This is a genomic window from Mycobacterium sp. IS-1590, assembly GCF_001500025.1.
Lineage (GTDB): Bacteria > Actinomycetota > Actinomycetes > Mycobacteriales > Mycobacteriaceae > Mycobacterium.
In genome coordinates this window covers 26,071-37,922 of sequence record NZ_LQIW01000010.1, presented here as the reverse complement: position 1 = coordinate 37,922, position 11,852 = coordinate 26,071, and the positions used below count along the sequence as shown (strand labels likewise).

Here is an 11,852-nt window from a genome sequence, read left to right as displayed (position 1 = left end):
GCAGGTCAACCGGCATGTCGGTGGTTGACCTCACAAGCTGCCGCTACAGTGCATGGCGTGACTCACAGCACGCGCGTGATCCGCTGCCTGGCCCTCGCGGCCGCCGTGGTCATCCCGCTGTCCGCATGCTCGGATTCCGAACCCGCGGGCCCGCAGGTGCCCGAGGACACCTCGACTCCCACCGAGAACGTCTCGCACGGCCCGTTCTTTCCCGAGTGCGGCGGTATCAGTGACCAGGAAGTCATCAAGCAGACCCGAATTCCGGGGCTGATCAACACCGCCAAGACCTCCGTCGGGTGCCAGTGGCTGGCCGGCGGCAGTATCCTCGGCCCGCATTTCTCGTTCACCTGGTTCCGCGGCAGCCCCATCGGGCGTGAGCGCAAGACCATGGAACTGTCCCGCACCGCCGTCGAAGACATCAGCATCGAAGGCCACGACGGGTTCATCGGGTACAGCGAGGACCCGATCAACGGCGTCAACCTCTGCGAGATCGGCATCCAGTTCGACGATGACTTCATCGAGTGGTCGGTCAGCTACGCCAGCAAGCCGTTCCCGGATCCGTGCGAGGTGGCCAAGGAACTGACCCGTCAATCGATTGTGAACTCCGAATGAGAACCGCGTCCGCTCGTCGGCTGATCGCGGGCGCCTTCGCCGTGCTCGCTTCGTTGTCCGTGCTCACCGGTTGCACCCAGACGGTCGAAGGCACGGCGGCCAAGTCGGGGTCCGGTGGGGGACCGCGCAACGAAGACTCCGAGCGGCAGTACCCGAACCTGCTCAAGGAGTGCGAGGTGCTGACCGAGGACATCCTCGCCGAGACCGTGGGCGCCGACCCTCTCGACATCCAGAGCACGTTCGTCGGTGCCGTGTGCCGCTGGCAGGCGGCCAACCCGGGCGGCCTCATCGACATCACCAGGTTCTGGTTCGAACAGGGCGATCTGGACCACGAGCGCGAGGTGGCCCAGCGGTTGGACTATCGGATCGAGGACCGCAGGGTCGCCGGGATCCAGTCCATCGTGATGCGGCCGAACGATCCGAACGGGGCGTGCGGTGTGGCCAGCGACGCGGCCGGTGTCGTCGGCTGGTGGGTCAACCCCCAGTCGCCGGGGATGGACGCCTGCGGAATGGCGATCAAGTTGATGGAGCTGACGCTGGCGACCCGCGCCTGACCACACACGCCGCTAGCGCGCGACGTGGAAGGTGATCAGCGCGGCGCCGTCGAGCGCCAAGTCGGCCCACGTTTGCCGCGTCCGCAGCACCGCGATGGACGATGTCGGAAACTTCAGCGAGATCTGTTCGGCTGCAGCGGGGTTGGTGCCGTCGGCGGTGGCCAGGCCGAGCGCGACACCCGACATCGCCGGTTCGTGGCCGATCACCAGCAGGGTGCGGACCTCGAAGTCGAAGTGTGACTGCACACGGTTGATCTCGTCGATCACCGTTCCCGGAGTCGCGTCATAGAGGCGGTCGCGGTACTGGACGGGCGCGGCGATGCGGGTGCGGGCCAGCGTCTCGCGGGTGCGGGTGGCGGTGGAACACAGCACGGCGTCGACGGCGGGCGCGTGGGCACGCAGCCAGTCGCCGGCCAACCCGGCCTCGCGCACGCCCCTGGGCGCCAGTGGACGGTCGTGGTCGTCGACCCCCGGCGGGTAGTCCGACTTGGCGTGCCGGAGCAACAACAGCGTGCGGTACCGGTCGGTCACCGGACCAACGGTAAGGCATGCCGTCGCACCTCCCGGGACTTGTCGGCGTGCCGCCCTACACTCGCGGTGCCCGACAAACACACCAGGGGAAGGGGGCGCTGAGATGCGATTCGTGCACACCGCGGACTGGCAGCTCGGCATGACGCGGTACTTCCTCAATGGTGAGGCGCAGCCCCGTTATTCGGCAGCGCGCCGCGACGCGGTGGCCGAGCTGGGGCGGGTGGCCGCCGACGCGGGCGCGGAGTTCGTTGTCGTCGCCGGCGACGTCTTCGAGCACAACCAACTGGCGCCGCGTGACGTCAGCCTGTCGCTCGAGGCCATGCGCGCCGTCGGTGTCCCCGTCTACCTACTGCCGGGCAACCACGATCCGCTCGACGCCTCGTCGGTCTACACCAGCCCGTTGTTCGTCGCCGAGTGCCCGGACAACGTGTCGGTGCTGGACCGTGCGGGTGTGCACGAGGTGCGGCGCGGGCTCGAACTGGTCGCCGCGCCGTGGACCTCGAAGGCGCCGTTGTCGGACCCCGTGGCGGGCGTGCTCGAGGGTCTTTGCGCCGACGGCGTGACGCGGGTGGTCGTGGGCCACGGTGGTGTGGACATCTTCGTGCCGGACAAGGACCGGCCGTCGCTCATCCGGCTGGAGGCGCTGGAGGCGGCCGTCAACCGGGGCGCGGTGCACTATGTGGCGTTGGGTGACAAGCACTCTCGTATGCAGGTGGGGTCCACCGGGCGGATCTGGTACTCCGGGTCGCCGGAGGTCACCAACTACGACGACATCGAGGCGGACCCGGGGCATGTGCTGATCGTCGACATCGACGAGGACGACCCGGGGCATCCGGTGCGCGTCGAACCGCGGAAGGTGGGCCGCTGGCGGTTCGTCACGCTGCGCCGCGGGGTGGACAGCGACCGCGACGTCGCCGACCTGGACATCAACCTGGATCTGTTGCCGGACAAGGAACGTACCGTGGTCCGTCTCGTGTTGACCGGATCGCTGACGGTCACCGACAAGGCCGCGCTCGACGCGTGCCTGGACAAGTTCGCGCGGCTCTTCGCCGCGCTGAGGGTGGACGAGAAACAGAGCGACATCGCGGTCACTCCCGCCGACGGCGAGTTCGACGACCTCGGTATCGGCGGTTTCGCCGCATCCGCCGTCGACGAGTTGGTCGCGACCGCGCGGTCGGACGGCGAGGCCGCCGACGACGCCAGGGCCGCCCTGGCGCTGCTTCTGCGGCTGTCGGATCGGGGTGTGGCGTGAAACTGCATCGGTTGGTTCTCGCCAACTACCGCGGCATCACCCGTCGCGAGATCGAATTCCCAGACCACGGCGTGGTGATCGTCAGCGGCGCGAACGAGATCGGCAAGTCGTCGATGATCGAGGCGCTGGACCTGTTGATCGAGGCCAAGGACCGGTCGGCCAAGAAAGAGGTCAAGGAGGTCAAGCCGACGCACGCCGACGTCGGCGCCGAGGTCGAGGCCGAGATCTCCACCGGCCCATATCGATTCGTGTACCGCAAGCGCTTCCACAAGCGCTTCGAGACCGAATTGACGATTGTGGAGCCGCGGCGCGAACAGCTCACCGGCGACGAGGCGCACGACCGCGTTCGGGCCATGCTCGACGAGACCGTCGACACCTGCCTGTGGCAGGCGCAGCGGGTGTTGCAGTCCGGGTCGACGGCGGCGGTGGACCTGTCCGGATGCGACGCACTGTCACGCGCGCTCGACGTCGCTGCCGGTGAGGCCGTGCAGCTTTCGGATGCAGAACCGCTGCTGGTCGACCGGGTCGAAGCCGAATACCTGCGTTACTTCACCCGCACCGGCAGGCCCACAGGTGAATGGGCCGCTGCCACCAACCGGTTACGCGCGGCCGACGAGGCGTTGGCCGAGGCGGCTTCCGCCGTCGCGCAGGTCGACGACGCGGTCCGCAGGCACGCCACCCTCACCGATGAACTGGCCCGGCTGACCGCACAGTGCACCGATGCGGCGCAGCGGGTCGCCGTCGCTCAGAAGGCCGCGGACGAGGTGGCCGCGTTGAGGGCGCAGCTCAAGGAAGCGGAGCTGGTTCTCGCGGTGGCCCAGACCAACCACGACAGCTCACGCGCCGCGGTCGAAGAGCGGCGGCGCCTGCGTGCCGACATCGAGCAGCGGGCCGCCACGATCGCCGACCTCGACACTGCCGCGGCCGAGGCGGGCGAGAACCGGTCCACGGCGGCCGAGGTGGCCGAACTCGCCGAGGCAGCAGCCGAGCAGGCGCGAAAAGCGTTGGAGAACACCCAAGCTCGAGTCGAAGCCGCGCGGAGTACCGTTCAACGGCTTGCCGATCGCGACGAGGCCGACCGTATCGCGGCGCAACTGTCGAAGGTCGAGACCGCGCAGCGTGACCTCGAACGCGTGCACAACGAACTCGCCGAGATCCGGTTGACCGGCGAGAGGATGCGGGCCATCGAGTCGGCCAAGGCGACGGTCGACGCCGTGACCACACAGGTGGAGTTGGTCTCGGCGCACATCGAGTTGGTCGCGACGGCCGCCGTCGAGCTCCGCGTCGGGGGCGAGACGGTCTCGTTGTGCGCGGGTGAGGCGTGGACGGCCGGCATCAGCGCGGAGACCGCCATCGAAGTGCCCGACCTGCTGACCGCCCGGCTGGTGCCCGGTGCGCCGGCCTCGGACACTCAAGCCAAACTCGATGCGGCACACGATGTGCTCGCGTCGGCGCTGACTGCGTGCGGGGTGCACGATGTCGCCGAGGCGCGTGTCCTCGATCAGCGGCGGCAGCAGCTGGTTGCCACGGCGGACCGGCTGAGCGCGAGGGTCGAGGCGCTGACGGGCGACGAGTCGGCCGACCGGCTCAGGGCGCGGCTGGCTGAGCTCAAGACGCGGCAGCCAGAGGTGGCCGAACTGTTCGAGGTCGACGCCTGCGCCGCTCGTGGCGAGCTCGACGCCGCGACAGCCGCGCAGAAACAGGCGATCGCCGAGTGCGAGAAGCAGCGCAAGGTCGCCGAGGAGGCCGCTAAGCGCCTGGGGGAGTGCGACACCCGGTTGACCGAGCTGCGCGCGAAGTTGGCCGGCGCGCAGTCCGAGCTTGCGCTGGCCCGCGAACGGTTGGAAGGGCAGCGCGCCACCATCGGCGACGACGAGCTGGCGCTCAAGGCCCAGGCACACGCCGACGACGCGCTGCGCGCCACGGCCCTGGTCGATGAGCTGAGCGCGGAACTGACCGGCGCGGCGCCCGACGCCGTGGCCGCGGCCCTACACGAGGCGACGCTTCGGGCCGACGGGCTGACGGCAGAGCGGGAGCAGGTGACTGATGAGCTGCGGGAGGTCAGGACGCGGTTGACGGTGTACGGCACCGAAGGCCGCAAGGGCACGCTCGACGAGGCGGAAACGGAGCGGGAGCACGCCCTCGCCGAGTACTCGAGGGTGCAGCGCCGTGCGCGGGCCGCCGAGCTCTTGCGATCGGTGATCGCACGGCACCGCGACTCCACCCGGCTGCGTTACGTCGAACCGTTCCGCGCCGAAGTGGAACGGTTGGGCCGCATGGTGTTCGGAGAAAGCTTCGAGGTGGAGGTGGACAGCGCGCTGCGGATCTGCGCCCGCACGGTGTCGGGGCGCACCGTGCCGTACGAATCGCTGTCCGGTGGGGCCAAGGAACAACTCGGCATCGTGGCGCGACTGGCCAGCGCGGCGTTGGTGGCCAAGGAGGACAGCGTTCCGGTGGTCATCGACGACGCGCTCGGATTCACCGATCCCGACCGGCTGGTCAAGATGGGTGCGGTGTTCAACGCGGTGGGCGGCGACGGGCAGGTGATCGTGCTGACGTGCAGCCCACAGCGGTACGCGGCCGTCGACGTAGCCCAGCACATCGCGCTCACGGCGTAGCCGCGTTCCTGCGCGGCGACCGGCCGGCGACGCCGAACTTCCGGGCGGGTTTCCCGCACTTGCGCGTTTGTCCGCCGCGCAAAATCTAGACTCCGGCGGATGGAAGCCGATTACATCGTCGTGGGAACCGGCTCGGCCGGTTCGGTGGTGGCCGCCCGACTGAGCGACGATCCGTCCGTCCGGGTCGTCGCGCTGGAAGCCGGGCCGCACGACAAGGACAAGTTCATCCGCATCCCCGCCGGCTTCGTCAAACTGTTCCGCGGCCCGATGGACTGGGACTACCTGACCGAACCGCAGAAAGAGCTCGACGGCCGCGAAATCTATTGGCCGCGAGGCAAGATGGTTGGCGGGTCGTCGTCGATGAACGCGATGATGTGGGTACGTGGATTCGCCGCAGACTACGACGAGTGGGGCGAGGCGGCCGGCGAGCAGTGGAACTACGCGCACCTCGAGCCGTACCTGCGCCGCATCGAAGCGGGCCCGTTGTCCATCAGCAAGCAGCGCAGCCCGCGCAGCGCCACCGCCAAATGGCTCGCCGCCGCCGAGGAGTGCGGCTACCGCATCGAGAAGCCGAACCAGGCGGCGCCGGAAGGGTTCTGCGAAACGCTGGTCACCCAGCGCCGCGGTGCGCGGTGGAGCGCCGCCGACGCCTACCTCAAGCCCGCCCTCAAACGCGAAAACCTCACCCTCGAGACGGAGGCGCTGGCGACCAGCGTGGTGTTCGACGGCCGCCGCGCCGTCGGCGTCGAGATCGAGCAGAACGGGACCCGCCGGGTCATCAGAGCCCGGCGCGAGGTCGTGTTGTGCGGCGGCGCGATCAACAGCCCTCAGCTGTTGATGCTGTCGGGCATCGGTGACGGCGAACGGTTGGCCGAGCACGGCATCCGGACGCTGGTCCACGCCCCGAGCGTGGGCGCCAATCTGCTCGACCACTTCATCGCGGCGCTCGGCTTCGACGTTCCCCACGACAGCCTGTTCGCCGCCGAGAAGCCGCTTCAGCTGCTCAACTACCTGCTGCGGCGTCGCGGGATGCTCACCTCGAACGTGGGAGAGGCCTACGGCTTTGTCTGGAGCCGCCCGGACCTCGCGCTGCCCGATCTGGAGCTGATCTTCGCCCCTGCGCCGTTCTTCGACGAGGGCATCGGCGATCCCTACGACAAGCACGCCGTCGTACTGGGCGCGATCCTGCTCAAGCCGTCCAGCAGCGGCACCATCGAACTGCGCTCACCCGACCCGGCCGACAAACCGATCATCGACCCGCGCTATCTCAGCGACCCCGACGGCGCCGACCGAGCGGCGATGATGGCCGGGCTGCGCATCTGCGCGACCATCTCCCAGGCCTCGGCGCTCAAGGGGGTCATCGGCAAGATCGCACGTCCCCTCGACTCGGGCGCCCTCGATGACGCGACGATCGAACGCGCACTGGCCACGTTCTCGCACACCCTGTACCACCCGGTCGGCACCTGCCGGATGGGCCGCGACGACGCGAGCGTGGTCGACCCGCAACTGCGCGTCCGCGGCGTCGAGGGACTGCGCGTCGCCGACGCGTCGGTGATGCCGACCATCATCCGCGGGCACACCCACGCGCCCAGCGTGCTCATCGGTGAGAAGGCCGCCGAGCTGCTCCGCGCCTGAGCAGTGCCAAGATGGGTTCCATGGCCGAGCGGGACCGCGACGAAGCCGGGCGTCCGCGCAACACCCGCCCCCGCGATGCGCTGGGACGGCCGCTGCCCCACGGCAGTGAGGGCGTCGCGCGGATCCCCGACGACCTCGACCTGCCGCCGGCCGAGACCCTCGCCTACGCCCAGGAACTGCTCGACAAGGGAATGGCGTTCCACGCGCACGAGGTGTTGGAAGCGGCGTGGAAGAACGGCCCGGACGTCGAACGCACGCTGTGGCAGAGCCTCGCCCAGCTCGCCGTCGGCATCACCCACGTGCAACGCGGTAACACCAAGGGGGCACTCGGGGTGTTGAGCCGCGCCCGCGCCGGTCTGGCCGACGAAACCTCGGTCACCCACGGCGTCGACGTCACGGGGCTCGTCGACTACGCCCAGACGCTCATCGACGATCTCGAAGCGGGAGCGGAGGTCGACCCGCAACGGCTGCGGCCGCGCCTGTCGACCGCCTAGCTCGCCGACTGCAGCCGCTGCGCGGGCCCGAACGTGACGTCGCCGAGCCCGAGGTGCTCGCGCAGCGTGTCGCCCGTGTACTCGGTGCGGAACAGCCCGCGCCGCTGCAGTTCGGGGACGACCGCGTCGACGAAGTCGTTGAAGGTGCCCGGCGTCTGCGCCGCCGACACCATGAACCCGTCGGCCTCACCGGCGGTGAACGACTCCTCGATCTGGTCGGCGACCTGCTCCGCGGTACCGACGAACTGGGGCAGGAGCACACCCTGGGCGTACCACTTACCGATGTCGCGCAGGGTCAGGTTGTCGCGGTTGGCGACCCGTCGCGCCGTGTCGAACAGGCCCTGCGTCCCGCTGACGCGGACGTCTTCGACCGGAGCGTCGAGGTCGTAGACCGAGAAGTCGTGGTCGGTGTGCACGGACAACGTGATCAGCCCAGAGATCGGATCGGCCAACTCGTTGTGGAACGCCTGCTTCTCGCGGGCGATCGACTCGGTCTCCCCGATGAACGGAATGAACGCCGGGAAGATCAGCACCTTGTCCGGATCGCGGCCCAAATCCGATGCGCGCGACTTGATGTCGTCGTAGTAAGCCCGCCTGCCCTCGGGTGTGGGGTCGATTTCGAAGATGGCCTCCGCCCACCGCGCGGCGAAGTCCTTCCCCGTGTTCGACGAGCCGGCCTGAATCAGCACCGGCCTGCCTTGCGGTGAGCGTGGGACGTTCAGCGGGCCGCGCGTTTTGAAGAACCGGCCGTCGTGCTCGACGGCGCGGACCCGCGACGGGTCGGCGAACACCCCGCCCTTCTTGTCGAGCACCAGCGCATCGGAATCCCAACTCGACCACAATTCCAGTGCGGTCCGGACGAACTCGTCGGCGCGCTCATAGCGGAACTCGTGGTCGAGATGATCGTCATGACCGAAGTTTCGCGCCTCGCTCTGTGTCAGCGATGTGACGATGTTCCACGCCACCCGGCCGCGGGTGATGTGGTCGAGGCTGGCGAAGATGCGTGCCAGCTCGTAGGGGTGAAAGTAGGTGGCGGACTTGGTGATCGCGACACCCAGCTTGGAGGTCACCGCGCCGATGCTTGCCGCGACGATCGACGGGTCCAGGGTCGCGGTAGCCTGCGTACCGCGGCGCAGCGGTTCGGTGATGTCGTCACCGAAGCGGATCGGCGCCGCGAGCAGGTCGGCGAAGAACACGAAGTCGAACTTGCCGCGTTCGAGGATGCGACCGATGCGGTGGTAGTACTCCGGCGTGGTGAACGCCGTGTCACTGGCGGGATGACGCCACGCCGCATGCGAATGGGTGACCTGCGAGGCGATCTGGAAACCACCCAGGTGTAGTTGACGCGACATGAAGCACTCCTCGAAACGCGATTTGTGCGTGAAAACGCTCGCTGGGCGATCGAAATCACGCACAAATCGCTTGGGTGGGTGGGGTCAGAAGTAGGCGTTCGACGGAATCGGGGTGTCGTGCAGCAGGTTCTGCCCGATCACCCTGGCCTTGTAGACGACGGGGTTGTGCAACGTGATGGTGCGGATATTGCGCCAGTGCCGGTCCAGGTTGCGCTTGCGGCTCGCGGCGCTGGCCCCACCGAGCTCGAGCAGGCGCGTCGCGGCCTCCGGCGCCACCGAGTCCAGATGCACCTTGACCTTCGCCACCTTCAGCTGGGCCTCCGCGGCGAGGTCGGCATCGGGGACGCCGTCGACCTCCGACGCCGTCGCGGCGCCGATGGCCGCGGCGGCGTCGAGCACCGCGGCCCTGGCGATGTAGGCGGTGCTGGCCAGTTCACCGAGCAGCTTCTGGTACAGCGGATCGTCGCTGGGCCGCTCGGTCAGCGCGTGGCTGAAGCTGCGGTCACGGGACCGCAGCAGCGCGATGCCGTCGTCGACGACGGACTCGAGGATGCCCGCCACCACCGCGTGGATGAACAGCTGCAGCGCGGCGTACTGGACCGTCGGCACCGGATCGGCGTCGTAGGGCGTGTCGCTGAGCACCTCGTCGGCCGCGACCGCGACGTCGGTGAAGATGGTCGTGCCCGTGCCGGTGCGCCGCTGGCCGAAACCGTCCCAGTCGTCGATGATGCGCACCCCCTCGCGGTCTGCGGGGACGACCACGTTGGCAACGGAGTCATGGTCGGTGGTGGCGGTCACCGTGAGGTAGTCGGAGAACAACGTTCCTGTGCTGTAGAACTTCTCGCCGTCCAACCGGTACGCCCCCGGATTGGTGGAATCGGGCAGCAGACGCGTTTTGAACACCAGGCTGCCGACTGCCAGCGAACCCTTCTCGCTGAACGCGTTACCGAACACCTTGCCCTCGGCGACCTTGTCCAGCCACGCCCGCGACGTCGGCAGATCGGCCGTGCGAAGCCGTTCCTCGACGAACCAGAAGTGAGTCCGGAAGATGTGCGCCACGATCGGGTCGGCGTGCGCGACGTCGATCACGGCGGAAAACAACTGCGGCACGGTGAATCCCGCACCACCGGCGTCGGTCGGCAGCCGCAGGGTGCCAAACCCCGCGTGTTTGAGCGCGGCGACGGCGTCGAAGGGGTTCTCGTCGTTGAGGTCTCGGTCGCTGGCGCCTTCGGCGATGCGGGCGAGCAGCTGCGTCCACTCCGGAGTTCCCGGGAGCGCGCGTGTGGGGAGATCGGCCGTTGTCATGGCGTCTGTTCTACCGACCGCCGCCACCGCAAACACCGCTTTGGCTCACCGAGAGCCGAAGGGCTACGGGGCTCAGTCCGCCAGCGCGAGGACTTCGTCGAACCCCGCAACCATGCATGAATGGAAGAGGTCGTAGTCGGGTATCGCGCCGGTGTCGACGTTCAGGCCGAGATGACAGGTGCCGGCGTAGGTCAACAGCGTCACGTTGACGGCCGCGCCGATCGTGGGGCCGAATGCGTACTGGGCGGTGACGCGGGCCCCACCGAGGTACACGGTGACCGGGATGCCCGGCACGTCGCTGGCGACGAAGTCCACGTGGCGCAGGATGGAGCCGATGTACCAGCGCGGCATGAGGTTGAGGGCCCCGGCGATCGCCTGAGTGTACGGAATCGACCGTTCATGGCGGACATCGCCTGTGCGGGAGTGGATTTCACGGATCCGCTTGGCCGGGTCGGGCAGCCCCGCGGGGACGTCGAAGCGCATCAGCGTTATCCGGTTGCCGCCCATCTCCTCTCCGTCGGTCCGCAGGTTGATCGGCATGGTCAGGTGCAGGTCGCCGATGACGATGCCGTGCGCTTCGTGGTAACGACGCAAGCCGCCGGAGACTCCGGCCACGAAGGCGTCGTTGAGCGCGCAATCGCACCGGTGCGCCGCCTCGCGGAGGCGATGCAGCGAGACCTCGTGCACCCCGAGGCGACGGATAAGGCTGCGGCGCGTGATCAGTGGCGATCCGGTGCTGTTCACCGGGCGGACCGTGCGGTAGACCGACGCCGCCGTCGCCGTTGTCGCACCCAACGCCGCGAGCGGACTTCGAATCCCGCGCTGCAGCCACCTCGGCGCCGATTTGGCTGCGATGCTCACGGCGGCGCCGGCCAGTCCCGCGTTGTAGCGCAATGCATCACGGTAAGCGCCGAGCCACGAGTCGGTCGTGGGCGCGGGCGGCGGTTCGGGCCAGGGCGGGTCGGCGTTCGGATGCGGTTCGAGGTCGAACAGGATCATGCCGATCTGGATGCCGCCGACGCCGTCGGTCAACGCGTGGTGGAACCGGCACACCACCGCCGCCGCCCCGGCCGACAATCCGTCGACCAGCGTGACCTCCCAGAGCGGACGAGCCCTGTCGAAGTCGGCCATCTGCGCGAGGCGCGCCATCTCCAGCACGGTGTCCACGGTGCCCGGGCTCGGAGCGGTCACCCGCCGCATGTGAAAGTCGAGGTCGAAGTCGGGTGCCGGCTCCCACCTCGGCGGTGTCGGCGGCGGCGACTCTACGACCCGTTGCCGCAACATCGGCAGCATGTGACTCATCCGGTCGAACCGGTCACGCACCGCGGTCCAGTCCGGAACCTCGTCGAGCAGAATCACCGTCACCACGGTCGACCTCAACCGCGGGTCACTTTCCATCGCCCAGGTGAAGGCGTCTGTATTGCGCATGAATGCAGTCATCGTCACTCCCGACACTCACGCTACGACGCCATGTCGGCTGGGCGAAGCTCCCGCTATCA

The 11,852-nt window shown here is 68.6% G+C and carries 10 protein-coding genes; 6 read left to right on the top strand and 4 right to left on the bottom strand.

What is annotated here, in order from left to right; all coding sequences use genetic code 11:
* The first annotated feature begins 48 nt into the window (after positions 1-48).
* On the top strand, positions 49-612 hold the full coding sequence (locus tag AU197_RS08730) for a DUF3558 domain-containing protein (protein WP_064402143.1): 564 nt from the start codon (positions 49-51) through the stop codon (positions 610-612).
* Positions 609-1,166: a DUF3558 domain-containing protein gene (locus AU197_RS08725; protein ID WP_064402142.1), complete on the top strand. Its 558-nt coding sequence runs from the start codon at positions 609-611 to the stop codon at positions 1,164-1,166. The genes AU197_RS08730 and AU197_RS08725 overlap by 4 nt, the downstream gene beginning before the upstream one ends.
* A gap of 12 nt (positions 1,167-1,178) precedes the next feature.
* On the opposite strand, the gene AU197_RS08720 is transcribed toward AU197_RS08725, so the two are convergent.
* Positions 1,179-1,697: a SixA phosphatase family protein gene (locus AU197_RS08720; RefSeq protein ID WP_064402141.1), complete on the bottom strand. Its 519-nt coding sequence runs from the start codon at positions 1,695-1,697 to the stop codon at positions 1,179-1,181.
* 103 nt (positions 1,698-1,800) lie between these two features.
* Between AU197_RS08720 and AU197_RS08715 the strand changes: the two genes are divergently transcribed.
* From AU197_RS08715 to AU197_RS08700, 4 genes are all read left to right on the top strand, one after another.
* A complete protein-coding gene (locus AU197_RS08715; protein WP_064402140.1) occupies positions 1,801-2,949 on the top strand; it encodes a metallophosphoesterase family protein in 1,149 nt (382 codons plus the stop codon).
* Positions 2,946-5,567, top strand: a complete 2,622-nt coding sequence (locus AU197_RS08710; RefSeq protein ID WP_064402139.1) for an AAA family ATPase — start codon at positions 2,946-2,948, stop codon at positions 5,565-5,567. Before AU197_RS08715 ends, AU197_RS08710 begins: the two co-directional genes overlap by 4 nt.
* Before the next feature lie 99 nt (positions 5,568-5,666).
* Positions 5,667-7,202, top strand: coding sequence for a GMC family oxidoreductase (locus AU197_RS08705; RefSeq protein ID WP_064402138.1), 1,536 nt, complete (start codon positions 5,667-5,669; stop codon positions 7,200-7,202).
* A gap of 20 nt (positions 7,203-7,222) precedes the next feature.
* A complete protein-coding gene (locus tag AU197_RS08700; protein WP_064402191.1) occupies positions 7,223-7,696 on the top strand; it encodes a DUF309 domain-containing protein in 474 nt (157 codons plus the stop codon).
* Here the strand turns inward: AU197_RS08700 and AU197_RS08695 are convergent.
* The 3 genes from AU197_RS08695 to AU197_RS08685 all read right to left on the bottom strand — a co-directional run bounded on the left by AU197_RS08695 (position 7,693) and on the right by AU197_RS08685 (position 11,793).
* On the bottom strand, positions 7,693-9,048 hold the full coding sequence (locus AU197_RS08695; RefSeq protein ID WP_064402190.1) for an LLM class flavin-dependent oxidoreductase: 1,356 nt from the start codon (positions 9,046-9,048) through the stop codon (positions 7,693-7,695). The two genes, AU197_RS08700 and AU197_RS08695, sit on opposite strands and share 4 nt — an antisense overlap.
* A gap of 84 nt (positions 9,049-9,132) precedes the next feature.
* Complete coding sequence (locus AU197_RS08690; RefSeq protein WP_064402137.1) at positions 9,133-10,353, bottom strand: acyl-CoA dehydrogenase family protein; 1,221 nt, start codon at positions 10,351-10,353, stop codon at positions 9,133-9,135.
* Positions 10,354-10,425: 72 nt separating this feature from the next.
* Positions 10,426-11,793, bottom strand: a complete 1,368-nt coding sequence (locus AU197_RS08685; protein WP_064402189.1) for a wax ester/triacylglycerol synthase domain-containing protein — start codon at positions 11,791-11,793, stop codon at positions 10,426-10,428.
* Positions 11,794-11,852: the final 59 nt, after the last annotated feature.